At 59.2% G+C, this 24,755-nt stretch carries 23 protein-coding genes; 10 read left to right on the top strand and 13 right to left on the bottom strand.

Annotation, left to right across the window (positions count from 1 at the left end):
* Position 1: 1 nt before the first annotated feature.
* Positions 2-493 carry an outer membrane protein assembly factor BamE gene (locus ACEW8J_RS11090; RefSeq protein ID WP_373491704.1) on the bottom strand — a complete coding sequence of 164 codons (492 nt, stop codon included), beginning with the start codon at positions 491-493 and terminating at the stop codon, positions 2-4.
* A 146-nt stretch (positions 494-639) separates the two neighbouring features.
* On the opposite strand from ACEW8J_RS11090, the gene ACEW8J_RS11085 reads away from it, so the two are divergent.
* Both ACEW8J_RS11085 and ACEW8J_RS11080 read left to right on the top strand, forming a co-directional pair.
* The gene (locus ACEW8J_RS11085; RefSeq protein WP_373491703.1) at positions 640-1,173 is read left to right on the top strand and encodes a ubiquinol-cytochrome C chaperone family protein; all 534 of its coding nucleotides are present in this window, start codon (positions 640-642) and stop codon (positions 1,171-1,173) included.
* Positions 1,170-1,694 (top strand): DUF177 domain-containing protein, encoded by a 525-nt coding sequence (locus ACEW8J_RS11080; RefSeq protein ID WP_373491702.1) that lies wholly within the window; start codon positions 1,170-1,172, stop codon positions 1,692-1,694. Before ACEW8J_RS11085 ends, ACEW8J_RS11080 begins: the two co-directional genes overlap by 4 nt.
* Here ACEW8J_RS11080 and ACEW8J_RS11075 read toward each other — a convergent pair.
* Positions 1,691-4,471 (bottom strand): [protein-PII] uridylyltransferase, encoded by a 2,781-nt coding sequence (locus ACEW8J_RS11075; RefSeq protein WP_373491701.1) that lies wholly within the window; start codon positions 4,469-4,471, stop codon positions 1,691-1,693. The genes ACEW8J_RS11080 and ACEW8J_RS11075 overlap by 4 nt on opposite strands.
* Positions 4,468-6,177: a class I adenylate-forming enzyme family protein gene (locus tag ACEW8J_RS11070; RefSeq protein WP_373491700.1), complete on the bottom strand. Its 1,710-nt coding sequence runs from the start codon at positions 6,175-6,177 to the stop codon at positions 4,468-4,470. Before ACEW8J_RS11070 ends, ACEW8J_RS11075 begins: the two co-directional genes overlap by 4 nt.
* 79 nt (positions 6,178-6,256) lie before the next feature.
* On the opposite strand from ACEW8J_RS11070, the gene lgt reads away from it, so the two are divergent.
* Both lgt and ACEW8J_RS11060 read left to right on the top strand, forming a co-directional pair.
* Positions 6,257-7,123 carry a prolipoprotein diacylglyceryl transferase gene (gene lgt / locus ACEW8J_RS11065; protein WP_373491699.1) on the top strand — a complete coding sequence of 289 codons (867 nt, stop codon included), beginning with the start codon at positions 6,257-6,259 and terminating at the stop codon, positions 7,121-7,123.
* Positions 7,116-8,195, top strand: coding sequence for a class I SAM-dependent methyltransferase (locus ACEW8J_RS11060; protein ID WP_373491698.1), 1,080 nt, complete (start codon positions 7,116-7,118; stop codon positions 8,193-8,195). Before lgt ends, ACEW8J_RS11060 begins: the two co-directional genes overlap by 8 nt.
* A gap of 17 nt (positions 8,196-8,212) precedes the next feature.
* Here ACEW8J_RS11060 and ACEW8J_RS11055 read toward each other — a convergent pair whose 3' ends face one another.
* The 4 genes from ACEW8J_RS11055 to ACEW8J_RS11040 form a co-directional block, all read right to left on the bottom strand.
* Entirely contained in the window at positions 8,213-8,815 is a 603-nt protein-coding gene (locus ACEW8J_RS11055) for an ABC-type transport auxiliary lipoprotein family protein (protein ID WP_373491697.1), read from the bottom strand.
* Between the two features lie 10 nt (positions 8,816-8,825).
* Entirely contained in the window at positions 8,826-9,773 is a 948-nt protein-coding gene (locus ACEW8J_RS11050; RefSeq protein ID WP_373491696.1) for an MlaD family protein, read from the bottom strand.
* Positions 9,774-9,838: 65 nt separating this feature from the next.
* The gene (locus ACEW8J_RS11045) at positions 9,839-10,654 is read right to left on the bottom strand and encodes an ABC transporter ATP-binding protein (protein WP_373491695.1); all 816 of its coding nucleotides are present in this window, start codon (positions 10,652-10,654) and stop codon (positions 9,839-9,841) included.
* Entirely contained in the window at positions 10,654-11,766 is a 1,113-nt protein-coding gene (locus ACEW8J_RS11040) for an MlaE family ABC transporter permease (protein ID WP_373491694.1), read from the bottom strand. The genes ACEW8J_RS11045 and ACEW8J_RS11040 overlap by 1 nt, the downstream gene beginning before the upstream one ends.
* Positions 11,767-11,849: 83 nt before the next feature.
* Between ACEW8J_RS11040 and ACEW8J_RS11035 the strand changes: the two genes are divergently transcribed.
* From ACEW8J_RS11035 to ACEW8J_RS11020, 4 genes are all read left to right on the top strand, one after another.
* Positions 11,850-12,554, top strand: coding sequence for an HAD family hydrolase (locus ACEW8J_RS11035; RefSeq protein WP_373491693.1), 705 nt, complete (start codon positions 11,850-11,852; stop codon positions 12,552-12,554).
* Between the two features lie 64 nt (positions 12,555-12,618).
* Positions 12,619-12,825 (top strand): hypothetical protein, encoded by a 207-nt coding sequence (locus ACEW8J_RS11030; protein WP_373491692.1) that lies wholly within the window; start codon positions 12,619-12,621, stop codon positions 12,823-12,825.
* 3 nt (positions 12,826-12,828) lie between these two features.
* The gene (locus ACEW8J_RS11025; RefSeq protein ID WP_373491691.1) at positions 12,829-13,299 is read left to right on the top strand and encodes a GreA/GreB family elongation factor; all 471 of its coding nucleotides are present in this window, start codon (positions 12,829-12,831) and stop codon (positions 13,297-13,299) included.
* Between the two features lie 542 nt (positions 13,300-13,841).
* Complete coding sequence (locus ACEW8J_RS11020) at positions 13,842-14,237, top strand: DUF302 domain-containing protein (protein WP_373491690.1); 396 nt, start codon at positions 13,842-13,844, stop codon at positions 14,235-14,237.
* 44 nt (positions 14,238-14,281) lie between these two features.
* Here the strand turns inward: ACEW8J_RS11020 and ACEW8J_RS11015 are convergent, their stop codons facing one another.
* The 4 genes from ACEW8J_RS11015 to pepN all read right to left on the bottom strand — a co-directional run bounded on the left by ACEW8J_RS11015 (position 14,282) and on the right by pepN (position 20,533).
* Entirely contained in the window at positions 14,282-15,607 is a 1,326-nt protein-coding gene (locus ACEW8J_RS11015; RefSeq protein ID WP_373491689.1) for a cystathionine gamma-synthase family protein, read from the bottom strand.
* Positions 15,608-15,655: 48 nt separating this feature from the next.
* Positions 15,656-17,062: a DASS family sodium-coupled anion symporter gene (locus ACEW8J_RS11010; protein ID WP_373491688.1), complete on the bottom strand. Its 1,407-nt coding sequence runs from the start codon at positions 17,060-17,062 to the stop codon at positions 15,656-15,658.
* 119 nt (positions 17,063-17,181) lie between these two features.
* Positions 17,182-17,943 (bottom strand): peptidoglycan editing factor PgeF, encoded by a 762-nt coding sequence (gene pgeF, locus ACEW8J_RS11005; protein ID WP_373491687.1) that lies wholly within the window; start codon positions 17,941-17,943, stop codon positions 17,182-17,184.
* The gene (gene pepN / locus ACEW8J_RS11000) at positions 17,936-20,533 is read right to left on the bottom strand and encodes an aminopeptidase N (RefSeq protein ID WP_373491730.1); all 2,598 of its coding nucleotides are present in this window, start codon (positions 20,531-20,533) and stop codon (positions 17,936-17,938) included. Before pepN ends, pgeF begins: the two co-directional genes overlap by 8 nt.
* 103 nt (positions 20,534-20,636) lie before the next feature.
* Between pepN and ACEW8J_RS10995 the strand changes: the two genes are divergently transcribed.
* Complete coding sequence (locus ACEW8J_RS10995; protein ID WP_373491686.1) at positions 20,637-21,932, top strand: M48 family metallopeptidase; 1,296 nt, start codon at positions 20,637-20,639, stop codon at positions 21,930-21,932.
* A 2-nt stretch (positions 21,933-21,934) separates the two neighbouring features.
* Positions 21,935-22,738 (top strand): SDR family oxidoreductase, encoded by an 804-nt coding sequence (locus tag ACEW8J_RS10990; RefSeq protein ID WP_373491685.1) that lies wholly within the window; start codon positions 21,935-21,937, stop codon positions 22,736-22,738.
* Positions 22,739-22,742: 4 nt separating this feature from the next.
* Here the strand turns inward: ACEW8J_RS10990 and ACEW8J_RS10985 are convergent, their stop codons facing one another.
* Both ACEW8J_RS10985 and ACEW8J_RS10980 read right to left on the bottom strand, forming a co-directional pair.
* Positions 22,743-23,681, bottom strand: coding sequence for a DMT family transporter (locus ACEW8J_RS10985; protein ID WP_373491684.1), 939 nt, complete (start codon positions 23,679-23,681; stop codon positions 22,743-22,745).
* Positions 23,678-24,679, bottom strand: a complete 1,002-nt coding sequence (locus ACEW8J_RS10980) for a low specificity L-threonine aldolase (protein WP_373491729.1) — start codon at positions 24,677-24,679, stop codon at positions 23,678-23,680. Before ACEW8J_RS10980 ends, ACEW8J_RS10985 begins: the two co-directional genes overlap by 4 nt.
* Positions 24,680-24,755: the final 76 nt, after the last annotated feature.

Genomic DNA, 24,755 nt, shown 5'->3' with positions numbered 1-24,755 from the left:
GCTACGGTCGAGTGGGGTCGTTGCTGGCGCCTTGCGCGCCGGGTGCGCCGACCGCGCCGATATTGCCGAAAAGCTCTTCGAAAAAGGTGCGGTCACGACCGAGAGTCGGCGTTTTATTGCCATCCGGACTGATGCTTGCGACCAGTTCCAAGCCGGTCCGATCGATTGCGGCGACATTTCCGGACGCGTCAAATTGTATGCGCATCACCTGCTGTTCGCGGGGGCGCGGGTTGTTGAAGCCATATTGGCGAGTTTCGCGGGACAGATAATACCAGGTATTGTCGTCAAACTGCCCTGTGAAGGTCGGACGGCCGAGCGATGCTTCCACCGACTGACGGTTGTCGACGCCGGGCTGAATCGCCGACATCAGCACTTCATCGGCAATATATCCCTGATGACCGCGCACCTGGGCACAGCCAGCCATCATCATGGTCCCAGCGATAAGCCCAAGCCACAGGCTGCTTTTTTTGATATTGCCGACCATCAAACTCATTCTCCACTATACAGCCAGCACCGTATCGGTGGCTGACAGTCATCGCCCATTGCATCTCGCGCCATAAATATCAATATGCCCTGTATCCAGACTTAACAAAGCACGCGATCTTCCATAAACTTACGAACCAACCAGCGGAACCAGCAATGTCCTTTTTCAGCAAGATTTTTTCCAGAGACAATCCCAATGTAAAAATGCAGCCGCTGTACAATGCGATTGTCAGTGAAGGGCGGCAGTTGGCATGGTATGAAGAGGCGCAGGTGCCCGACAGTCTCGACGGCCGGTTCGACATGATCGCCGCGATATTCTCGCTGGTGCTGATCAGGCTGGAAAAGGATGACCGCCAGGGTCAGGACATCGCCTGGCTGACCGAAATTTTCATCAAGGACATGGACGGGCAAATGCGCCAGATCGGTATTGGCGACATGATCGTCGGCAAGCATGTCGGCCGCATGGTCGGCGCACTCGGTGGCCGGGTCGGGGCCTATCGGGAAGCGCTGGAGCAGGGTGCAGACCTGCGCGAGGCGATTGTCCGCAATATTTTTCGTGGTGAACAACCGGAGGAGGCGGCGCTGGACATTCTTGCAAACCGGCTGGCTGCCTATCATGTCGCGCTGCAAGCATGCGACACCGACGACGTCATTGCCGGCCATCTGCCGGTCAGCAGACCGGCTGCATGATGGAAACACCGGAATTTTCCCATATCGTCAAGCTATCGGAGATCGGATCGACGCCGCGGACCGGCACGCTGTCCACCAGCGAGGAAGAACGGAGCAAGCTGGCGCTGAGATTTGATCTGCCAAAAATTACCACGCTGGATGCAAGCTACACATTGCTGGCAGGCGAGAACCGGATCGCTTTTACCGGCAGACTGGAATCCGATCTGCAGCAGCGCTGTTCCGTCACCGGTGAGAGCTTTCAGGTCCGACTGCGCGAGGAATTTGACATTGCCTTCACACCAAAAGTGGAAATTGAAGGTGTCGACGAAGAGATCGAACTGACCGAAGAAGATTGCGATATCATCGAATATGACAATGGCCAGATCGATCTGGGCGAAGCCATTGCGCAAACCCTCTATCTCGCACTCGAACCTTTCCCGCGCGGCCCCAATGCCGATATTGTGGCCCGGGAGGTCCTCAAGTCGGAAGAGGAGGCCGGGCCGTTCGGCGTGCTGGCGGCGCTGAAGGACAAGCTGCCCTAGGCCGGTTCCTTACCGGACTTGCGTTCCGCGGCATTGGTCAGGCGCTTCTGCAATCCGTGCAGCCTTTGCTTGCTGGTGATTTTAGAGCCCAGCAGATCGGTAATGTAGAAAGTATCCACTGCCCGTTCACCATAAGTCGCGATATGCGCGCTGTGCACGGTAACCTTCGATTCAAACAGTGCATAGGCCAGTTCGTTGAGCAAAGCCGGTCGGTCCTGTGCGTTGACCTCGATCACCGTGAACCGGTTCGAAGCCTCGTTGTCGACGAGAGCAAAAGGCGTGATCTCGAAAGCGCCGGCCCGCGAATGGGTCAGCGGCCGGGCGTCGAGCTTGGTGGAAAGTTTTGACCGGTTGGCGAGGGCATCTTCCACCGCGCGTTTGAGCCGGTCCAATTGCCCTTTCTCGGAAAAAGGCTTGCCGTGCGGGTCCTGGACAAGGAAATTGTCCAGTGCCATGCCGTCCCGAGTGGTGTGGATGCGCGCGTCGATAATATTGCCGCCAGACACATGGATGCCCCCCGCGATCCGGTAGAATAGTCCCGGATGATCAGCGGCGTAGACCGTGATCAAAGTGGCACCGCGTTCGGGATAGACATCCGCGAAAATCGCCAGATCCGTATTCCCGGCTTCCAGCACCAGCTGGGCATTCTGCGCTATGATATCATCCGGCTCGGCGATCCAATAGGCATCGGTGAACCGCTTCGCCAGTTTCCTGAACTCGGCCTCAGGCAGATTCAACGCCTCGCCCAGAACCGCTTTCTTCTCTTCGATCCGTTCCTTGCGGCCCCGCTGCTTGTGGCCGAGCAACAGCATTTCCTGTGCGGCTTCGAACAGGTCGGTCAGCAATTGCCGTTTCCAGCTGTTCCAGACCCCCGGCCCGACCGCGCGGATATCGACGACGGTCAGCACGGTGAGCTGGCGGAGGCGCTCGACACTTTTTACCTGGCTGACAAAATCCTGAATGGTCTTGAAATCCGACAGATCGCGCTTGAAGGCCACCGCTGACATCAGCAGATGATTGCGCACCAGCCAGGCGACCAGTTCGGTTTCATGCGGTTTCAGGCCGAGTCGCGGGCACAGCTTCATTGCTACATCCGCGCCCAAGATACTGTGGTCCCCGCCGCGGCCCTTGGCAATATCGTGGAGCAGCGTTGCGACGAACAATACGCGTCGGTTCTGCAGTTTTTCCATCGTCGCGGTGCTGTTGGGATGGTCGGCCACCAGATCACCCCGGCCGATTTTTGCCAGCAGGCCGATCGCCCTGATGCTGTGCTCGTCGACAGTATAATGGTGATACATGTCGAACTGCATCTGCCCGACAACACGGCCGAAATCGGGTATGAAGCGGCCAAATATCGCAGCCTCGTTCATCCAGCGCAGCACCAGCTCGGGATCGCGCGGCGAACAGAGCACGTCAAGAAACAGCTTGTTGGCGCGGGCATCCTTGCGGATATTATTGTCGATCAATTTGGAATCCCGCCGCGCCGATCGCATCGCCAGAGGATGGATTTCCAGCTCGTGCCTGTCTGCCAGCCAGAAAATTTCCAGCAGGCGGACCGGATCTTGCTCGAAGAATTTTTCATTGGGCAACGCAAGTCGCCCGCGATCCAGCACGAAGCCATTGAGTTTCTTGGGCTTGCGGGTCATTGACGGCAGGAATCGGCGCACCCCGGCGTTATGCGTTTCGTCGAGATGGGCGAGGAACACACCGGTCAGGTTGCCAACTACCTTCGCGTTCAGGAAATAATATTGCATGAACCGTTCGACCGAGGATTTGCCGGGCCGGTCGGCAAAGCGCATGCGCCGAGCGACTTCTGGCTGGAGATCGAAGGTCAGCCGGTCTTCGGCGCGGCCGGTGATGTCGTGCATATGGCAGCGCACCGCCCACAGGAAATTGGCCGCCTTGCGGAAGCGCTTGAATTCATCGGCGGTGAGCAGGCCAACATCGACCAGTTCTCCGGCGGACGTCACCCGGTGGATATATTTTCCGATCCAGTAGAGCGTCTGCAAATCGCGCAAACCACCCTTGCCTTCTTTCACATTGGGCTCGACAACATAGCGGCTGTCCCCCATTTTCACATGCCGCGCGTCGCGCTCGGCCAGTTTTTGCGCCACAAAGCTGCTGTCGGTGCCAGCGACGACGTCGTGGAAGAAACGCTGCTTGGCTTCTTCATAGACGCCGGTATCGCCCCAGATATAGCGACCCTCCAGCAAGGCTGTGCGGATCGACAGATCCTGCTTCGCCATGCGCACCATTTCGTCGATCGAGCGGCTGCTTTGACCGACCTTGAAGCCAAGATCCCAGAGCCAGTAGAGCATGGCCTCGACCGCCTGTTCGGTCCAGCTGTTGGTCTTGTGCGGGGTCAGAAATGCAATGTCGACATCGCTGTGCGGTGCCATCTCTCCGCGTCCATAGCCGCCGACCGCCATCACCGCGATCCGCTCTCCCGACGACGGATTGCTCACCGGATATTGATGATATACCGCGACATCATGGATCAGACGAACCAGCTGATCGACCAGAAAGGATTGTGCTGCCGCCATTTCGTGGCCCGCCGATGGTCTTTTCAGCAAACGCGCGCTGATTTCTGCGCGGCCCTTGTCGAGCGCATCCTGCAGCAGTGGCAGAATCTTGGCACGCGCCTGCTGCATGCCATGTTCCGCGATCAGGCCGTCTATTTCTTCCGCCAGCAGCCGACGATTGATAATATCGCGCTGGCGGCCGATCCTTGTAGCCGGATTAGGCGGTGCAGTCGGGATATCGGCGCGATAGTTCATCCGGTTGCGGCCAGTTCGGCACGATGCTTTTTCGCCAGCACGATTTTCGCGATTTTTGCAGTGCCGAGCTTGGGCAACGGCTCATCATATTGCCAGATATGCACCGGCAATTTGAATGGAGCGAGCTGGTGCTTGAGCGATTCCAGCAGTTCATCCTCGGGCAGATTGTGGCCATCTTTGGTGTGATAAACCAAGGCAGGTACTTCCCCGAACCGTTCGTCGGGAACCCCGAAAATACAGGCTTCCGCTACAGAAGGATTGGCATAGACAGCCGCTTCCACTTCCTGACAACTGATATTTTCGCCGCCGCGGATGATGATTTCCTTTTTCCGGTCAACGATGAAGAGATAGCCCTCGGGATCGAGAAAGCCGATGTCGCCGGTACGGAAATAGCCGTCATCGGTGAAGGAGTCCCGGGTTGCCTCTTCATTGTTCCAATAGCCGGTGAAATTGGCGGCGGTGCGGATGCAGACTTCACCGCGCTCGCCCTGCGCCAACTTGTTGCCGTCATCGTCGAGGATCGCAACATCGACAATCGGCGGCGTGGCCCGGCCGGTGCTGTCCGGCTTGGCCAGATAATTCTCGTTCTGGTTGGAGCAGCCGACGCCATTGGTTTCGGTCAGGCCATAGCCGATCACCGGATAACCATTGCCCATTTTCTCCTTGATCCGCCGCACATGCTCGACTGGACGCGGTGCGCCGCCGGCGGCCATGGTGACACAGCTGCTGAGATCATATTTATCGAAATGCGGGTGCGAGTAGATTTCCATGCTCATCAGCGGGACGCCAACAAAATAGGTAACCCGTTCCTTCTCGATCAGTCGCATCGCGTCTTCTGCATCCCATTTGTTCAGCATCACCAGCTTTCGTCCGATCGCGTAGCTGACCAGCACCAGCGGCACCGACGCGGTGACATGGAACAGAGGCACGCAAACCATCGCGGTCGGCTGGCCTTCCGGCATGGTGCCGGCCTTTGTCATGATGTTGACCAGCACCAGCACCGTTCCGACGAAACTCATCGCGCCCTGCACCACCGCACGATGCTCGGCATAAGCGCCCTTCGAACGGCCGGTGGAACCGGACGTGAACAGGATCGTCGCATTGTCTTCCGGCGCCATTTGCGGCAGCGGCGTTTCCGCGCCACCGCCTTTTTCCAGCATGACTTTCAGACCCCCGAGAGGCAATTTGTCATGTTCAAAGATCAGCAGTTCGGCGCCATGATCGCGTTTGGATTCGACCAGGCGCTGCGCCCGCTGATAGTCGGCAAAAACGAAAGTACAGCCGACATCCTCGATCCCGTCGGCCAGTTCATCACCTCGCCACCAGCCGTTCAATTTGGTCGAAATGCCGCCCGCCATGGTGATCGCCATGTCGAGAATGACCCAGTTGGCCGAATTGCGCGCAGCAATACCGATCCGGTCTCCTTTCCGGACAGCATAGCCTTCGACCAGCCCTCCCGCCAAAGCGCGGGCGGCAGCATAAGCCTCTCCGAAGGTCAGGCGAATGTCGCCATCGACCAAGAATTCCTTGTCGGCATGTTGGTGACAAAAATAGGCAAAAAAGTCAGAAACATTCTGCGGTGCATTTTTGAAGATCGGCATATCAACGCCATATTTGTTGACTGTGGCAAGTTCCAGCAACTGACCAGGCTGGGTCAGGGCTTCCAGCGTTTTATCGATTACCAAATCCAGTTCAGAGGTCGCCATTATTCCAGTCTCCCGTTGTTCCCTCTTGGTATAGGGGAATTTCCCTTTATATGGACAGGAAACCACACGGGGAAAAGAGTTGATTGATATTATCTTGGCCAATGCAGCGCAATTTACGCGGTTTGTGGAGCTTGGCCTCTCCCCCAATGCGCTCGACCTCGGATTTTTCCAGCTCAAATGGTACTCCCTTGCCTATCTCGCCGGGATTTTGCTCGGCTACTGGTATTTGACCAAACTGGTTGACCAGCCGGGTTCGCCGATGGCCCGCCGCCATGCCGATGACCTGATCTTCTGGGCGACGCTGGGGATCATCGTTGGCGGGCGACTGGGCTATGTGCTTTTCTACAGCCCAGAGACCCTGCTCGAACCGATCAAGATATTGCAGGTCTGGAACGGCGGGATGTCGCTGCACGGCGGTACCGTCGGCGTTGTGCTTGCCCTGTGGTGGACCGCACGACGCGAGAAGCTCGATTTTCTGCGCATGTGCGATTATGTCGCCTGCGTGATTCCGTTCGGGCTGTTCTTCGGACGGCTGGCCAATTTCGTCAATGGCGAGCTGTGGGGCCGCACGACCGATGTGTCCTGGGCAATCATCTTCCCGATGGGTGGCGAAGTCGCGCGCCATCCCAGCCAGCTTTACGAAGCGGGCCTGGAGGGGCTGCTCTATTTCATCATACTCTCGCTGCTGTTCTGGAAAACCGATGCCCGCTATCAGCCCGGCAAACTGGTGGGGACCGGATTGCTGGTCTACGGGCTGAGCCGGTTCACCGTCGAATTTTTCCGTGAACCGGATGCCCAGCTTACCTGGCTGGTCGAACAATCGGGTTTCAGCATGGGTCAATGGCTGACGGTACCGATGATCCTGCTCGGCGCCTGGCTGGTCTATACCGCGAAAGGCAGACGCGCACGCGTCGAACCGGTCGCCGGAGACAAGAGCATTGCCTGACGGCAGCACGGCGGACCTTCCCAGCGCAGCGCATATCATCGCGGACAGGATCGATCGGGACGGTCCGATCCCGTTGGGCGACTATATGGCGATCGCCAATGCTTGTTATTATGCAAGCAAGGATCCGCTGGGCGAAGAAGGTGATTTCGTCACCGCACCGGAAATTAGCCAGATGTTCGGAGAAATCATCGGCATCTGGCTGGCCGACCTGTGGCTGCGCCAGCGATCACCCGATCATTGTCACTATGTAGAACTTGGACCCGGACGAGGCACGTTGGCAGATGATGCGCTGCGGTCCATGGCCAGATTCGGCTGTCGTCCACCGGTTCATTTTGTCGAGACCAGTCCGGTTCTCAAATCCAAGCAGGCGGAACTGCATCCTGCAGCAATATGGCATGACGATCTAGCGAGCCTGCCAACCGACGGGCCGCTACTGATCGTCGCCAATGAATTTTTCGACGCCCTGCCGGTCGAGCAATTTATTGCGACAGCCGACGGTTGGCGGCGGCAGATGGTGGCCCGGGACCGCAGTAAATTTATCGCGTTGCCCAGTAGCGAAGCCGCAGCGGATCATCTGGGCAGCACCGCCCACCGCTTTCCGGACGGCACGATTCTGGAACGCTCGCCGGTCAGCGTGGAATGGGTTGGCCAGTTGGCCAGCCGGCTGGCAAAACAGGGGGGTACTCTGCTGATCATCGATTATGGCTATACGAAGCCGGGCACCGGCAGCACCCTGCAGGCGGTGAAGGATCATATGCCGATCAGTCCGTTCGACTGCCCGGGCATGTCTGATCTGACCGCCCATGTTGATTTTCACACTTTAGCCAATATCGCCCGTTCATGCTTGCTCGCCGTGCACGGACCTGCGGAACAGGGCCAATGGCTGAAGTCACTCGGCATTGATCAACGCGCTGCGGCGCTGATCGCGGCGTCTCCCAAAGAAGCCGACATGATCCGGGCGGCGCATCAGCGGCTGACAGATATCGATGAAATGGGGTGCCTGTTTCGGGTGATGGCGGCGACTGCGATCGACTGGCCGGAACCCGAGGGGTTCAGCTATGGTGAGGATTAGCAGGAATTGCTAAACCGTTAGCCGACCCATTCGGCGACGGCGACCGCCACTTCATTGGCTGCCTTGTTCAGACCCTCGCCGACGGCGCCCGGTTCTGCCGCAAAGACTTGGCCACTGGCCTCGAAACGCTTTTTCGCGACCGGCTGATCCGTGCTCATCTTCACCGCATCAAAGGTGACGGTCACGGTCAGGCTGGGACCGTCCAGACCAAAATTGACCAATTCACCCGTGATATAGGTTTGCGCATTGCCACCCGCTTCGGTGGCTGTCAGCACCAGCCGGTTGTTGCGCGCGGCGATCGTTTCGCTGAGCAGATTCTGGAACAGGCGGGCCGGTTTATCGACCCAGACGGCGTCCTTCAGATAAGCGATACCGGTACCGCCGCTGGTCTGCACCGGTACCCGAATGGTATTCAGCTTCTGCGGAGCGGCGGGCAGTGCCACCACCAGCGAACCGGATTGCGGGCCACTCTGCATGGCTCCGGCCGCCAGTTTCTGATCGGGCGACAGCGAAAGCAGCGACGGCGGCGGCTCTGCCCCGCCAAAACTAACACAGGCGCTCAGTGCCGGGATTGCGGCCAGCAGGCCAATCGCTTTCATCAGTCGAAAATTGCGTATCATATGTGCCCCTTCATTGTCCTGGCTCATAGTCGGGCAGCTTGGGTGATGACAACAATGACCCGGCCCCACCCTGATCCAGACGTTCGGTCACACTGGTCATGGATTTGGTCAGCGCCTGCATGTCTGCCACCAGTTGGTCCACTTCCGGCAATGTTTTGTTGGAAAACCGCTCTGCCGCCGGCTGGGCATTGTTCAACACGCCTTCGAGCGCGCGCAGGCTCCCGGCAGCAGCATCGAGGGTAGTGGCCAGGTTTTTGGCGAGCGGCTCGCCGTTGCTGGTCAGAAAATCATTGGCATTGTCGGCCACGAGCGAGAGTTTCTCTGCGGTCTGCCCGGCATTGCGAATAGCAATCCGCGATTCTTCCATCAAGGCTTTCAGTTCCGGCGCCTGCTGCGCCAGACTTCCCGTCATCTTTTCGGTATTGGCCAAGATACCGCTGATCGATTTCTGATTGTCGTCCGACAGCAGCGTAGTAAGCCGTTCCGTCAGCGTCGCCAGCCGTTCGACCACCATGGGCGCGCTGTTCAGCAATTCGCCCAGTGCGCCCGGCTTGGTCGGAATCACCGGCACCCCTTCGGGCCCGAGATCGGTAATCGGTGGCGCACCCTTTTTGGCACCATCGAGCTGGATATTGGGTGGCGCAGTAAAGCTGACGTTCTGAATGCTGGCGGTGGTGCCTTCCAAGATCGGCGTGTCTTCGCTGACGGCAATACGGACACGCACAAAGTTTGGATCTTTTTTCCACAATTCGACCTTGGTCACCTGCCCGGACGGGACGCCGGCAAATGTTACGCCGGTTCCCGAGGCTAATCCAGCCACCGATTGGGAAAAGAAAATATCATATTCCTTTGTCGTACCGTCGCCAAAGCGGACGATCCAGACCAGAAAGGCCGCGACAAGGGCCAGCATCGCCAAAGTGACAACACCGACAAGGATATGATTGGAGCGCGTTTCCATCTAATTCACCTCTATGACGGGCCATGCCGTCACCTGCAACAATTCTCTGTTTCGCTTTGCCATTCTCATCCCAGCGACTTTTTTCCGGCAGATGCCATCCGGCCGCGCGGACCGTTGAAATATTCCTGGATCCACGGATGATCGAGTGCGAGCAGTTCGTCGATCGTGCCGACCGCGATCACATGCTGATCAGCAAGTACCGCGACCCGGTCACAAATAGCGTGCAATGTATCCAGATCATGGGTGATCAGGAACACCGTCAGTCCCAAAGTCTGCTGCAATTCCTTGGTCAGATTGTCGAAAGCGGCAGCGCCGATCGGATCGAGACCGGCGGTCGGTTCATCGAGGAACAGCAGTTCCGGATCAAGCGCCAGGGCCCGCGCGATACCGGCGCGCTTACGCATCCCGCCAGACAATTCAGACGGATATTTCGGAGCGGCGTCAGCCGGTAGGCCAGAAAGACAGACCTTGTATTTCGCCACTTCCCGCCGAAAATCCCGATCCATATCTGGATAGAATTCGCGGATTGGCACCATCACATTTTCCGCAACGGTCAGCGTTGAGAAAAGTGCGCCGCCCTGAAACAACACGCCCCAGCGTTTGCGCATCTCGATTGTCTCGGCGTCAGATTTGCCCAGTATCTGTTCGCCAAATACCTTGATCTCGCCTTCGTCCGGTATCTGCAGCCCGATGATCGAACGCATCAATACCGATTTTCCGGTGCCAGAGCCGCCGACCACGCCGAGGATTTCGCCGCGCCGGACATCGAGATCAAGATTTTCGTGTACCACCTGATCCCCGAAGCTGTTGCGCAGGCCATGGACGCTGACCACCGGGCCTTCATAATCGGGATTATATGCAATGGTCTGTGAATCGAGCATCAATTCCATCCGATCCAGCTAAAGAAGACCGCAAAAAAAGCATCGAGTACGATCACCAGAAAAATGGCCTGAACAACGGCCGCCGTGGTCCGCTTGCCGACATCCTCCGCATTGCCCTTGACCTGCATACCCTGATAACAGCCGGTAACCGCAATGATCGCTCCAAATACCGGGGCCTTTACCAGCCCGACATAGACATCGGTCAGCGGCACTACCTCGCGGATCCGGGAGAAAAATGTCGCTGGCGGGATATCCAACTGCACCCAGCTCAAGAGACCGCCGCCAATGATCGCGACGACCGAGGCGTAGAAACCGAGCAATGGCAGCATGACGACTGCGGCGATAAAACGCGGCAGCACCAGCGCCTCGATCGGCGATACGCCAATGGTCCGCATGGCATCAATCTCTTCGGTGAGCTTCATGGTACCAATCTGCGCGGCAAAGGCAGAACCGGATCGGCCGGCGACCATGATCGCGGTCATCAGCACGCCGAGTTCGCGCAATGTCAGTCGACCGACGAGATTGACGGTGAAGACTTCTGCTCCAAATTGCCGCAGCTGCACCGCGCCCTGCTGCGCAATCACCAGTCCGATCAAGAAACTCATCAGCCCGACGATACCGAGCGCACGAACGCCGACGATATCAAAGCGCTGGATCACTGCGTTCCATCTTATTTTCCGGGGGTGTCGGGCCAGATGGAAAAAGCCGACGATGATCGCACCGAAAAAGCCGATCAGTCCCGCCATGGTGGTGAAGGCAATGGTGGTGGACTCGCCAATCTCAGACAATATCCGCACGACCGGGGTTGCCGGCTCGGGCCGGATATCGGCCGGCTGGTCGGCGCCAGCGACAGCTGCGATCAACCGCTGGGCATCGTCATCGCCCCCGACAATTTCCGCATCCCAATCCCGCGCCGTACGGTGGATCAGCCACGCACCGACCGTATCGATATAGCCGGTGTTGGCAATATCGAGCCGACTGGCATCGCCGTCATATTCTCTCAGTCGCTCCGGCAAATCTCCCAGGCTGGCGATCGAAAGGTCGCCGGAAAAATGCAGAATGACCGCACCGTCTTCGCCTGTCTCTTCAACAAAATCGCTGGGTATTGCCATCGCCCCTATAATTGACCGAAAATGCGGCAAAGCTCAAGCGATTAAACCGCTCAAATACTTGGCGCTTTTGCACAGCCAGTGCTATGGGACCGCTCGAACGGCAATCGCGGGACGCCATGCACAAGATATCGCTTTACGACATGGACCGGACGATCACCGTACGCGGGACCTACACGCCCTTCCTGTTCCACCTGCTGTTTGCGCGGGCACCGTGGCGGCTGATCTTTCTGCCGCTGCTGCCATTCGGCTTTATCGGCTACGGCCTTAAACTGATCAGCCGCGGCCGGCTGAAGACGTTCAACCAGCGGATGCTGATGGGCAGCGGCCCGAAACTGGCCGACCTGCAGCCGCACATCGAGCGTTTCGCCGAGCATGTGTTGCGTTCCAACCGCCACCAGAAAGCGCTCGACCAGATCGAAACGGATCGCGCGGCCGGCCGGACGCTGGTGCTGGTCACCGCCTCCTACGAACTATATGCCGAGGCGATCGCCCGGCGCCTGGGCTTCGATCACCTGATCGGCACCGAGCTCGAGGTCGACGATGAAGGCAGGGTGAGGCCCCGGATCATCGGCGAAAATTGCTATGACGATGCCAAGATCGGAAGGATCGAGGCGCTGTTTGCCGCACAGGCCTGGCAGCGTTCCGCAAGCCATGTCCGCGCTTATTCCGATCATGTCAGCGATCAGGCAATGCTGGAATTTGCCGACGAGGCGATCGCGACGACTCCCACCCCCAAAATGCGCCGGCTGGCCGAGCAGAGGGGCTGGCCAATCGTCGACTGGCGCTGATCCGCTGCCAGCCATCGCTCTCGCACGGTTGACAGTCCGGGTCATCTGGCACTAGCGGCTGGCCATGAGCATCATCGCCACCATCATGAACAGCGCCACCGGTGCGCCGATCCAGAAAATGACCTTCAACCGCATGCCCAAGCGATGGGCATCCTTCACCCTCGAGAGCGGCGAGCGGGTCACCGCCGAGCGGATCGATGTCGGGACACCGGCACATGGCCGGTTTGTTGCACCGGTTGATATCTGGGTGACACCGAAGGTCGGGACCTGACCGATGAGCGTAGCGTTTCGCAGAGAGGGAGATGACGAGCATCTTGAGCCCAAGTTCGAGCATCCGATTCCCGTGGGTCCCAATCTGGTAACGCCGCGCGGACTGCGGTTGATCAAGGAACGTGTCGCTGCGTTACAGGCCGATATCACGGCGCTGACCGACGAAACTGCGTTGAAAATTGCCAAGCGCGACCTTCGTTACTGGAACACGCGGCAATCGACCGCCGAGCTGCTGCCGGTGCCGAGCGGCGAGACGGTCGAATTCGGTACCCGGGTGACCTACCTGCTCAATGGCAAGCAGAATATCCTCGCCATCGTCGGGGATGACGAAGCCGATCCGGCCAGGGCGCTGGTTTCCTTCTCCGCGCCGATCAGCCGAGCGCTGATGGGCCTGGCACCGGGAGATATCGGTGATTTTGCGAATCGAGAGGATGCGATTGAAATCCTGTCGATCGAAGTGGGATCGCAGCCATAAGCTCCGCTGGGCGGCCGGATTGCCCCAAGTCGGTCAAGCGATCAAAAACCGTGGCCGTGGATCGCCAGGCTGTTGACACCAAAGCGCGTTTTTATTTTCTGTGACCTTTGCTGCAGAGGCGCGGAATTTCACGCTTTGCTGGGGGACAGACTGGCGCCGAGCGTGACCTTTCCAGTGGAGTGGCAAATACGGTCTGGTTCCTGACGCGTGGGCGACGACGACCCCACTATAGCCAGAATGTCAAAGAGCCTGTCCTGAACTTGTCGAAGGAGCGGTTGCGAGGATAAGCGATGAGGCGGGGTGTAGGAAAGGGGAAATGATGAGGCTGCCATACATCGATCCAATCGGTGTGACCCGAGGCCAGCATTCGCGGGTGCCGGGGTGGATCGCCAATGGACCGCCGGTTGATTGTGGATCCGGAATTCGGATATTGCAGATCCATAGCGGGCGCAGCATTAAGGTGCGGCCAGCGCAACGGAACATCCGGAGACAGAGCGCGGCAGTTGACACGATCTGTCGAGGAACAAGGAAAGGAGGGAATAATGACCTATTACATGGCCGCAACACTGGAGACCGATTTTGACGAAGCGATTGCGCTGACGGAAGCGGCGTTGAAGCGCGAGGGTTTCGGGGTGCTGACCCGCGTCGATGTCCAGCAGACGCTGAAGACCAAAATCGATATGGATTTCAGGCCGTACACAATTCTCGGTGCCTGCAATCCGAAGCTGGCTTTCGAAGCGTTGCAACTGGAAGACAAAGTCGGGACAATGCTTCCCTGCAATGTGGTGGTGCAGCAAAAGGAGGATGGAAAGATGGAGGTGGCCGCGATCAATCCGACCGCGTCCATGCAAGCCATCGACAATCCGCAACTGAAAAAGGCTGCCGAAACCGTTCGAGACAAATTGTCCCGGGTGATCGATTCATTGGCCCCCGCCTAGAAGCTCCTTGAGCGAACCACTCGTTCGCGACTCCTGCGCCGCCCTCAGACGGCCGCCAGCGCCTGGTCGAAATCGGCGATCAGATCGTCCGGGTCCTCGACGCCGATCGAGATGCGGACCAGATTGTCGGTGATGCCGAGCGCGGCCTTGCGTTCGTCCGGCACCGAGAGGTGGGTCATTGCCGCGGGCAGGCTGGCCAAGGTTTCGGTGCCGCCGAGACTGACCGCCAGTTTTGCGATTTTCATCGTGTCGAGGAAGCGGAAGGCTTCCGCTTCGCCGCCCTTGATGAACACCGAGAAGGTGGAACCGGCGCCGCTGCAATGGCGTTCGTAAATATCCTTCTGGCTCTCGTTCTCGATAAATCCGAGATAGCCAAGCCCTTCGACCTTGGGATGGTCACGCAGGAAGGCGCAGACTTTTTCAGCATTTTCGCTGGCGCGGGTCATCCGCAGTTCCAGCGTCTCGAGGCTGCGCATCAGCATCCATGCGGTATTGGGATCGCAGATCGTGCCGATCGTGTTCCGGATCGCGCGGATCGGGTCCATATAAGCCTTGCTGCCGAGGACGCCGCCCGCGACAAGATCACTATGCCCACCGACATATTTGGTCAGGCTGTAGATCACGATATCCGCGCCATGTTTGAGCGGCTGCTGCCAGAGCGGTCCGAGGAACGTATTGTCGATCGCGATCGGCGGCGCACCGTCGTCGCCGAATACCTGCTGCCGGGCATCGGCAACGCCTTCAATGTCGACCAGCGCATTGGTCGGATTGGCCGGACTTTCCAGATAGATGAGCGCGACCTTGCCGCCATTTGCCGCAGCCTGCTGCTTCGCCTGTTCGAGCATCACGGCCACCTCGCCTGGGGCCGCTCCCGCAGGGAAATCGAGAAAGGTGACGCCAAAGCGACCCAATATCTTGTTGATCAGGGTTTCGGTCGCGGCATAGAGAGGCCCGCTGTGGACGATGACATCGCCCTGGTTGACATGGGCAAGCAGCACCGTCGCGATCGCCGACATGCCGCTGGAGAAGACCAGCGCGTCTTCCGCCTCGTCCCAGATGCTGAGACGGTCTTCCAGTATCTCCTGATTGGGGCCGTTGAAGCGCGAATAGACCAAGCCATCAGCGCCGCCGGGGCGCTTGCCGGTAATGCCCTCGAAAAAGCGTTTTCCGGCAGCGGCATTTTCAAAGGCAAAAGTTGAAGTCAGAAAGATCGGGGGCTTGAGCGCACCTTCGGAAAGGACCGGATCATAGCCATGGCCCATCATAAGGGTGGCCGGTTTCAATCTGCGTCCGGCAATTTCCTCGATTGGCGCCTTGGGCATCCGGCGGGTGATCGGGATCGCTACCGCGTCATCATCATGCTCGGACATATAATTTTCTCCACCTCTGTAAGACCGGCCAAATCCATGGACGAAAAGCTAAGTGGTTACAACGGAAACCATCCAGATGCAGCCGATTATGATCGGAATTCCGGCAAGATCGAGCAGCAAGCCCGACTTCAGCATTTTTGGCAGTTCGATATGCCCGGTGGCCCAGGCGATCGCATTGGGTCCGGTGCCGGAGGGTAACATGAAACCCCAGCTGGCAGCCATGGCCGCCGGCACCGCGAGCAGTACCGGATCGACGCCGGTGGCCAGTATCAGACTGGCGACCACAGGCATCACACCGCTGGCGGTGGCAACATTGGAGGCAAATTCGGTAATCAGGATGACCAGGGCGACCAGCGCGATGGCGATGACAATTACCGGCACGGTCTTCAATGGTTCCAGCATCAGGCCGAGCCAGTCGGCCAGACCGGATTCAATTATGCCCGCGGCCAGCGCGAGGCCGCCGCCAAACATCATGATCACGCCCCAGGGTGCCCGGTCAGCTTCATCCCAGTTGAGCAGCTTTCGTCCCGTACCGTCGGGTAGCATGAACAGCAGCAGCCCGCCCAATATGGCGATGCTGCCGTCGTGCAGCGCGCCATCGGGAAAGAAAGTCTCGATCTGCGGGAGGAGCAGCCAGCCGAGCACGACGAAGACCACGACCGGCACCAACCGCTTTTCCGGCAGGCTCCACGGCCCGGCGGAGCCGATCACATTTCGGGCTTTGACGCCATCGAAGCTGTTCCGGGCAACCTTTTGCACGAATATCAATATCCCGGCTGAAACCGGCACACCGACAACCACAATCGGTAGCCCGAATTTGAGCCAGTCCACGAAATCGATCTGCATGCCCAATGTCTTGTTGATCAGGCCGACGGCAATGGCGTTGGTCGGGCTGCCGACGAGCGTGCCCAGCCCGCCGATCGACGCAGCAAAGGCGACGCCCATGATCAGCGCCCCGGAAAATCCTTCGGTTTCGCCATGCTTGATGCCACCGGCTGCCAGCACCGCCAGGGCGATCGGGATCATGATCAGCGTAGAAGAGGTGTTGGAGATCAGCATGCTCAGCAAAGCGGTGGCAATCATGAAGGCGAATAATATGCCCCAGGCGCTTTTACCCGAAAGCCCGATTATCGCCAGTGCAAGCCTTTTGTGCAGGCCGACACGCTCGATCGCCAGCGCCAGAAAGGCACCGCCGAGGATCAGGAACAGGATCGGTGAATAATATTCACTGGCAGTGTCGGCGGCGGTCATGATGCCCATGGTCGGCAGCGCCAGAAACGGCAGCAGCGCGGTCGCAGTCAGCGGGATCGCCTGGGTCATCCACCATGTCGCCATCAATATGGTCAGCGCGGCGACATGCCAGGCCTGGACGCTCATCGATTCCGGCGCGGGTAGCAGCAGCATGCCAATGAACAGGACAAGCCCCGCCACCAAACCGATCCGTGCTGCTGTCATGCCCCCTCCTGTCGCCCCCGTCATGCCAGCAAAGCCTGGCGTCCAAACCGATTGTCCGTTCCTAGCAGCCTGATAGGTTCAGCCGTCAGCCTTCGCTGGGGTGCTCCGGGAAATCAATATTATTCAGCGATGCCGATCAGCGATATCTGGCGACCATAGCCGGGTTCATTGCGATGGCAAGACCGGCGGTAGCTGTAATAACGATCTTCATGGGCATAGGTGTCGAGGTCGAGTCTGGCTATTTTCGCGAGGCCCGCAGCATCAAGGCGCGCCGCGACATAGGCTTCGATATCGAATTGATAATGGCCTGGTTTGCCAATGGCAAAAAACCGGTCATTGGCCGGATCTGCGGCAAGAAATCTGGAGCGGAAGGCCTCGTCGACTTCATAGCTGGGCTGGGCGATACAGGGGCCGATGGCGCAGGCGATATCGTCGCGGTCCGCACCAAGCGCTTCCATTGCGGCGACAACATTGTCGGTCACGCCGGCCAGCGCGCCTTTCCAGCCGGCATGCGCCGCGCCGATGACCCCTGCATGGGGATCGTGGAACAGCACCGGCACACAGTCGGCGGTCAATATGCCGAGCAAGAGGTTTGGCTGGTCGGTGACCATCGCATCGGCCTGCGGCCGCTGGTCGAGGGGAATTGGTGCGGTGACGGTGACGACATCGGCGCTATGGACCTGATGCACGGTGACGAGTTCGCCCTCCGGCAGCAGTCCAGCGACCGCGAGGTGACGGTTTTCGATAATCGCCGCCCGATCATCATCGCTGCCCAGACCGATATTCAGCCCCGCATAAATGCCTTCCGAAACGCCCCCTGCCCGGCCCAGAAAACCGTGGGTCACGCCAGCAAGCAGAGGAGACGTGACGATATCAAGCAAGGCTTTTGTGCACCTGTTCGGCGGTGTCTTTTGACAGGCCTGGCCGTGCTGCAATTTTCTCCAGCGCCAGTCGCATGAGTCCGGACCGGCCCCGTTCATAGCGCCGCCAGCGCCCGAGCGGCGGGATGAAGCGAGCGGCGGTTTGTGCATTATGCTGATCCAGCGCGATCACCATATCGGCGATCAGCTGATAGCCCTTCCCCGACGGATCATGGAAGCGGACCTGATTGCCGGTGAATGCGCCATAAAGTGCCCGCACGCGGTTGGGATTGGACAGGGTGAAGTCGGGATGGCGCGACAGGGCGTCGACGCGCTTCAGCGTATCGGGCCGCTGCGACATCACCTGCAGGCTGAACCATTTGTCGAGAACCAGAGGATTGGCTTTGAATCTCTTGTAGAAATCTTCAAACGCAAATGTACGCTCTTCGGCTTCGACGTGGGACAAGACGCTTAGCGCGCCTTGCATGGCGGTCATGTTGTCAGCTTCGCGATACTGGTCGAAGGCGGTCTCGGCCGCATTTTCAGTGTAGGAGGCGGCGAGATAGCCGAGCGTGACATTGCGCAACTTGCGGTTTGCCCGTGCCTCGGGATCGAGCGAAAATTCGCCAGGCGCGCAGGATTTATAGAGCTTGCGGAACTGCTTTTCGAATTGCACGCCAATCTTGCCCCGCAATTTTTCACGCTCGTCGTGGATCGCCTGCGGATCGACTTCGGCCATCTGGTCGCCGAGAAAGGCTTCGCTGGGCAGCAGGATGATCTCTGCAAGAAAGGCGGGATCGAGCGAGGGGTCGGCGAGTATCTTGGCGACCGCCAGCAGGATGATGTCGCGATCGACCGGGGTGCCTGAAACCTTGGCAGTCAAGTAGCGGGTCATGAGCTGCTGCATCGCCTCGAAACGCGCAAAGGGATCGTCATCATGCGCCGACAGGAACGCCAGTTCCTCCGCACTCTGGGTGCTTTCGAGGATGATCGGTGCCGAGAAGCCCCGGTTGATCGACAGAATCGGATGATCCTTGTGCCCTTCGAGCACGAAGCTTTGTTCCGCCTGATCGAGTAGCAGCAACTGCTCCCCGTCATGCGCGCCGGTTTCCGGATCGAGCAGCGCTGTGCGGAGCGGAATGAGCAAATCAGACGGTTGTGGCTTCTCGCCATTCCGGGCGATTTTCTGGGTGAGATGAAGAGTCGCCGAGCCACTCTGGGGATCGTGTGACAGCTTCACCGACACGCGCGGCGTGCCCGGTGTCTCATACCATTTGCGGAACTGACCGAGATCGATTTCACCGCCCGCTTCCATGGCGGTGACAAAATCCTCGCAGGTTGCTGCTTCGCCATCGTGGCGGTCGAAGTAAAGATCGGTACCCTTGCGGAACCGCTCCGGCCCCATCAAAGTCGCCATCATCCGGATCACTTCCGAGCCCTTGTTATAAACGGTCGCGGTATAGAAATTGGATATTTCCTGATAGCTTTCCGGGCGAATCGGATGGGCCAGCGGACCAGCATCCTCCGGGAATTGCGCGGCGCGCAATATCCGCACATCCTCGATCCGCTTCAGCGCCGCCGAGCCCATGTCGGCGGAAAAGCTCTGGTCACGGTAGACGGTGAAGCCTTCCTTGAGACTGAGCTGGAACCAGTCGCGGCACGTTACCCGGTTACCCGACCAGTTGTGGAAATATTCGTGCGCGACAACGCCCTCGATGCCGTCGAAATCGGCGTCGGTGGCAACCTCGGGATCGGCCAGAATATAGCGCGAGTTGAAGATATTGAGTCCCTTGTTCTCCATCGCACCCATGTTGAAATCACTGACCGCGACGATATTGAACAGCCCGAGATCATATTCGCGGCCATAGTTCTCCTCGTCCCAGCGCATCGCATCCTTGAGCGCCTTCATCGCATGGCCGGTACGATCGAGATCGCCGTCGCGGACCCAGATATTGAGCTCGACCGGCTTGCCGGAACGGGTCGTGAAACTGTCATTGTTGGCGACCAGGTCCCCCGCGACCAGAGCGAACAAATAGCTTGGCTTGGGCCACGGGTCATTCCACTGCACCCAGTGGCGACCATTGTCGCCCTCGCCCTCGGCGACCTTGTCGCCGTTGCACAGCAGCACCGGGAATTTCGCCTTGTCGGCCTCCATCCGCACCTGATAGCGGCTCAGCACATCGGGCCGGTCAGGCGCGAAGGTGATCCGGCGAAAGCCTTCCGCTTCGCACTGGGTGCACAACATGTCGTTGGAGCCATAGAGGCCCATCAACTGCGTGTTGGTCGAGGGATCGAGTTCGACCTCGATCTCGACAATGTGCGACGCCCCGCTCAATGGCAGGACCAGATCACCCTCGACCAGCGTCCAGTCATTGCGGATCGCGCCGTCAACCTTCACCGATAGCGGCGTGATATCATCTCCCTGGAGGACCAGCGGCTCGTCTGCGGCCGCACTTTCTGAGCGCCGTACATCGAGTCTGGAACGGACCAGAGTCCGCGCCAGATCGAGATCAAAATCGAGCTCCACTTCCGGAATGAACCAAGCCGGTGGACGATAATTTTCGCGGCGAATGGTTGCGGGATCCTTGGGTGCTGGCGCGGCATCAGCCATTTCGGAATTGGTGGTTTTTTGAATATCAAACATGGCCCATGCCATAAGAGCCATTTGCACCCCGCGCAATTGCGTTTATGGCTTGGCGGCAAGGGAGTGGGTCATGTCCAGAATATTGCTGTTCTTTATCGCCGCCATGCTGATCGTCGTTCTGCCGACGGAAAGTGTAGGCGCACAAACCGCTGCTTCGGGCTTTGATGTCGAACAGGCCAGCCGCGCCTATATCGACAGCTTGCAGGGCGCAGAGCTTGAAAAATCCAACAATTATTTCGAGGGCGGCTATTGGCTGATCTTCTGGGGGGCGCTGATTGGTGTCCTGGTCGATTTCCTGATCCTCCAGTCGCGCTTCTCGGCCCGCTTCCGGGACTGGGCAGAACGGGTGACCAGCAGAAAATGGCTGCAGCCTGGCCTTTATGCGCTTCCCTATATTTTTGCAGGCTTCCTGCTCACCCTGCCCTGGACGATTTACCGCAACTTTTTCCGGGAACAGCAATATGGCCTGATGAGCCAGGATTTTGGTAGCTGGTTCGGCGAACAGATGATCGGCCTCGTGATCTCGCTGATCGTCTTTCCGTTGCTCGTCATGGCGATTTTTGCAGTGATCCGGCGCGCGCCCAAGACCTGGTGGATCTGGGGAACCGGGGTAATCGCAAGTTTCCTGTTTATCGCGCTGCTGCTCGGGCCGATATTCATCGCCCCACTGTTCAACGACTATAGTGAAATGGCGGACGGGCCAATGCGCGACCGGATCGTCGCGATGGCCGCAGAATATGATATTCCGGCGGACCATATATATGTGTTTGACCAGTCCAGGCAGCACAAGCGGATATCGGCCAATGTTTCCGGCATCGGCCCGACGATCCGGATCTCGCTCAATGACAATCTGCTCGAACGCACCGGTCCGGACGAAGTCGCGGCGGTCATGGGCCATGAGCTGGGCCATTATGTGCTCGGCCATACCTGGCGCACGGTGCTGATATTGGCGCTGATCGTGGCCGTCGGGCTGTGGATTGTCGCACGTCTTGCCCCGCGCCTGATCGAACGCCATGGTGCCAGATGGGGAGTCCGGAGCGTCGCCGATCCTGCTGCGATCCCGTTGCTCAGCCTCCTGCTGACGCTCTATTTCTTTGCCGCGACTCCGGTGCTGAACAGTCTGATACGGATCAACGAAAGCGATGCCGACCGCTTCGGTCTCGATACCGCGCGGAAACCGGACGGCTTTGCCAAAGTGGCTATGCGACTATCCGAATATCGCAAGATCGAACCGGGTACGGTGGAAGAAATGCTGTTCTTTGATCATCCCTCCGGCGCAACCCGGGTGCGCATGGCGATGCAGTGGAAAGCGGACAATGTTGAAAATCCGGTAATGATGAATCCGGGCCAACTGGAGCAGGAATAGCCATGACGCCGCGCATGCTGATCTTCGGAATGGGTTATACCAGTTCGCGACTGGCGGAGCAGATGCGCGCCGAAGGTTGGGAAGTGATCGGGACGCGGCGGGTCGCGCAGGATGGCGCGATCGCCTTTGATGACAAGCCATCGGTATTGTCGGCGCTGACCGGCGCGACCCATGTCCTGTCATCGGTGCCGCCGGCCCGCGACGGCAACGAGCCCGTGCTCGATCATTATGGCGCGGCGATCCAGTCCGCCTCGCTGCGATGGAGCGGCTATCTGTCATCGACCGGGGTCTATGGCGATGCCGATGGCGCCTGGGTCGACGAAAGCGCGCCGATCGGGTCGGGCCGGCGCAAGGCGCGCAGCGAAGCCGATCAGCGCTGGCAGGAACTGCGCAGCGACATGCATGTCTTTCGCCTGCCCGGCATTTACGGGCCGGGGCGAAGCCCGCTCGACCGGGTGCGCGACGGCAAGGCCACGCGAGTGGACATGCCGGAGCAGGTATTCAGCCGGATCCATGTCGATGATATCGTCGCGGCTGTTTTGGCGTCGTTCGCGGGCCCGGCGGGCGTGTACAATATTGCCGACGACCTGCCCGCGCCGCAGCATGCGGTCATTGCCCATGCGGCGAGGCTTCTGGCCATGGACGTGCCGCCATTATTGACGCTGGAAGAAGCCGATCTGTCGCAGGCGGCGCTGGGATTTTATGAGGAGAACCGCCGGGTGGCGAATGGCAAGGCAAAGCGGCTGCTGCGCTGGGAGCCGCGTTATCCCGATTACAAGGCGGGCCTGCAGGCGCTGCTCGGCTGAACCCCTAGGCCGGGATACGGGGCAATTTCGGTTTGCGGGCACGCAAGGCCACCAGCAATCCGATCATCGCGAGCGCTGCGCCACCCGCCGACAGCCAGGTCCAGATATAACCTTCGAATATTGTCGACAGGATCATCGCCACCACCGGCACGAGCACGCTGGAATAGGCGGCCTTGCTCGGTCCGATTTCGCGGATCATGGCGAAATAGAGGGGAAAGGTCACGACCGAGCCGATGACGCCGAGATAGACGATCCCGGCCCAATAGGCGGCGCGCATTTCATAAACCGGCGGACCGACGGTCATCCATGATAATATGACATTGATCAGGGCACCGAACAGCATGGCCCAGGCGAGGACGGTGATGATCGGATAGGTTTTGAGCCGCTCGCCCCCCTGCATGACATTGGCAACCGAGGCCGACAGTATCCCACCAAAGGTCAGCGCACCACCGAGCAGCACCTGTTCCAGGCTCGCCGGCGAGGCACGATATTCGTGCCAGAACAACATGGCGATGCCGACCGCGGCAATCGCCGAGCCGCCGAGAAAGGGTGCGCTGATCTTGTGGCCGAGAAAAATCCGTCCCAATATCGCATTGGGCACCATCAGCAGCGCGAACAATACCGCGACCAGGCCGGAGGTGATGAACAGTTCGGCATTATAGACAAAGTTGAAGTTGAAGGTGAACTGGAAGACACCCAATATCAGCGCCAGCAGATAGCCGGTCCGGTCGAGCCGGAAGGGCAAGCGCTTGAACGCTGCCAGTCCGAACATCGCAGCAGCGGCGATCAGGAAGCGGTAGCTGACCGACCAGCCGGGCGGGACTTCGGAAATCTGGTCCTTGATCACCAGCCAGGTCGAACCCCAGATCAGCGAGACCAAGAGGAACGGGATCAGGATGCGGGGAGTGAGCAGGCTGACTTCAGCGCTCTCCTCGTCGCTCACAGCGCGGTGATCGCATCGGCAAGCGGGCGGATATCCTCGGCGCTCTGGTTCCAGCTGGTCACCAGCCGCGCCTGCCCCTTGCCCCAATCGTAGAAGTCGAAACCCAGACCCCGCAGCCTGGCCGCCTCGTCCGCTGACAGCCGGAGGAAGATCTCGTTGGCCTCGACCGGGTAGATCAGCCGGTCACCGGCGGCAGCGGCGATGCTTTGTGCGCCGACATTGGCGGCCCGCGCATTGTCGAGCCACAGATCATTCTCGATCATCGCCAGGATCTGGGCCGCAAGAAACCGGCCCTTTGACTGCAAATGGCCGGCGCGTTTGCGGCGATAATGGGTGTCGGCGGCCAGCTTCCTGTCAAAAAAGATCAAGGCTTCGGCACTCATCCCGCCATTTTTGACAAAGCCGAAACTGAGCGCGTCGACTCCCGCCTTCCAGGTCAGATCGGCCGGGGAGCAGCCGAGCGTGGCGACGGCATTGGCAAAGCGCGCACCGTCCATATGCAGGCCGAGCCCGCGCGCCTTGCAGATTTCGGCCAGACCGGCGACTTCGTGCGGAGGGTAGACCATGCCATATTCGCTGGCGTTGGTGATCGAAACGGCGGCGGGCTGCACCTGATGGACATCGTCGCGGATTGCCGCGCAATGCGCTTCCACGGTTTCCGGCGAGAGCTTTGCCCCGTCGCCGTCGAGCAGCATCAGCTTGGCACCGCCAGTGAAGAAACCCGGTGCGCCCGCCTCGTCCTGTTCGATATGCGCTTCCCGGTGACAGATGATGCCCTGATGCGGCTGGCACATCGCGGCCAGCGCCAGCGAATTGGCGGCGGTGCCGGTCGCCACCCAGAGCGCCTCGACCTCGGTTTCGAACAGATCGGAAAAGGCCGCGTTCAGCTGCATGCTCAGCGCGTCGCCGTCATAGGCGCTATCCGGCGCATTCGCCTGGGCAATTGCGTCCAGAAGTCGCGGGTGTACCGAAGCGGCATTGTCAGAGAAAAATCGCATCGGCAGCGCATGGCTCAAGGCCTCTGGCGCGTCAAGATGGATGGTGGACAGGATAGGACTGTCCCGCAGATCAAGC

Origin of the sequence: Parasphingorhabdus sp. (assembly GCF_041748495.1) — a bacterium.
Classification (GTDB): domain Bacteria; phylum Pseudomonadota; class Alphaproteobacteria; order Sphingomonadales; family Sphingomonadaceae; genus Parasphingorhabdus.
This window is presented reverse-complemented; position numbering and strand designations above follow the sequence as displayed.

Excerpts from the sequence above, each read along its gene's own strand:
- pepN (WP_373491730.1), bottom strand. The coding sequence starts at position 20,533 with ATGGCTGATGCCGCGCCAGCACCCAAGGATCCCGCAACCATTCGCCGC.
- ACEW8J_RS10980 (WP_373491729.1), bottom strand. The coding sequence starts at position 24,679 with ATGCGATTTTTCTCTGACAATGCCGCTTCGGTACACCCGCGACTTCTG.
- ACEW8J_RS11085 (WP_373491703.1), top strand. The coding sequence starts at position 640 with ATGTCCTTTTTCAGCAAGATTTTTTCCAGAGACAATCCCAATGTAAAA.
- ACEW8J_RS11055 (WP_373491697.1), bottom strand. The coding sequence starts at position 8,815 with ATGATACGCAATTTTCGACTGATGAAAGCGATTGGCCTGCTGGCCGCA.
- ACEW8J_RS11020 (WP_373491690.1), top strand. The coding sequence starts at position 13,842 with ATGACCTATTACATGGCCGCAACACTGGAGACCGATTTTGACGAAGCG.
- ACEW8J_RS11050 (WP_373491696.1), bottom strand. The coding sequence starts at position 9,773 with ATGGAAACGCGCTCCAATCATATCCTTGTCGGTGTTGTCACTTTGGCG.
- ACEW8J_RS11010 (WP_373491688.1), bottom strand. The coding sequence starts at position 17,062 with ATGACAGCAGCACGGATCGGTTTGGTGGCGGGGCTTGTCCTGTTCATT.
- ACEW8J_RS11030 (WP_373491692.1), top strand. The coding sequence starts at position 12,619 with ATGAGCATCATCGCCACCATCATGAACAGCGCCACCGGTGCGCCGATC.
- ACEW8J_RS11025 (WP_373491691.1), top strand. The coding sequence starts at position 12,829 with ATGAGCGTAGCGTTTCGCAGAGAGGGAGATGACGAGCATCTTGAGCCC.
- ACEW8J_RS10995 (WP_373491686.1), top strand. The coding sequence starts at position 20,637 with ATGTCCAGAATATTGCTGTTCTTTATCGCCGCCATGCTGATCGTCGTT.
- ACEW8J_RS10990 (WP_373491685.1), top strand. The coding sequence starts at position 21,935 with ATGACGCCGCGCATGCTGATCTTCGGAATGGGTTATACCAGTTCGCGA.
- ACEW8J_RS11040 (WP_373491694.1), bottom strand. The coding sequence starts at position 11,766 with ATGGCAATACCCAGCGATTTTGTTGAAGAGACAGGCGAAGACGGTGCG.
- ACEW8J_RS11015 (WP_373491689.1), bottom strand. The coding sequence starts at position 15,607 with ATGTCCGAGCATGATGATGACGCGGTAGCGATCCCGATCACCCGCCGG.
- ACEW8J_RS11080 (WP_373491702.1), top strand. The coding sequence starts at position 1,170 with ATGATGGAAACACCGGAATTTTCCCATATCGTCAAGCTATCGGAGATC.
- ACEW8J_RS11070 (WP_373491700.1), bottom strand. The coding sequence starts at position 6,177 with ATGGCGACCTCTGAACTGGATTTGGTAATCGATAAAACGCTGGAAGCC.
- ACEW8J_RS11035 (WP_373491693.1), top strand. The coding sequence starts at position 11,850 with ATGGGACCGCTCGAACGGCAATCGCGGGACGCCATGCACAAGATATCG.
- ACEW8J_RS11045 (WP_373491695.1), bottom strand. The coding sequence starts at position 10,654 with ATGCTCGATTCACAGACCATTGCATATAATCCCGATTATGAAGGCCCG.
- ACEW8J_RS11090 (WP_373491704.1), bottom strand. The coding sequence starts at position 493 with ATGAGTTTGATGGTCGGCAATATCAAAAAAAGCAGCCTGTGGCTTGGG.
- ACEW8J_RS11075 (WP_373491701.1), bottom strand. The coding sequence starts at position 4,471 with ATGAACTATCGCGCCGATATCCCGACTGCACCGCCTAATCCGGCTACA.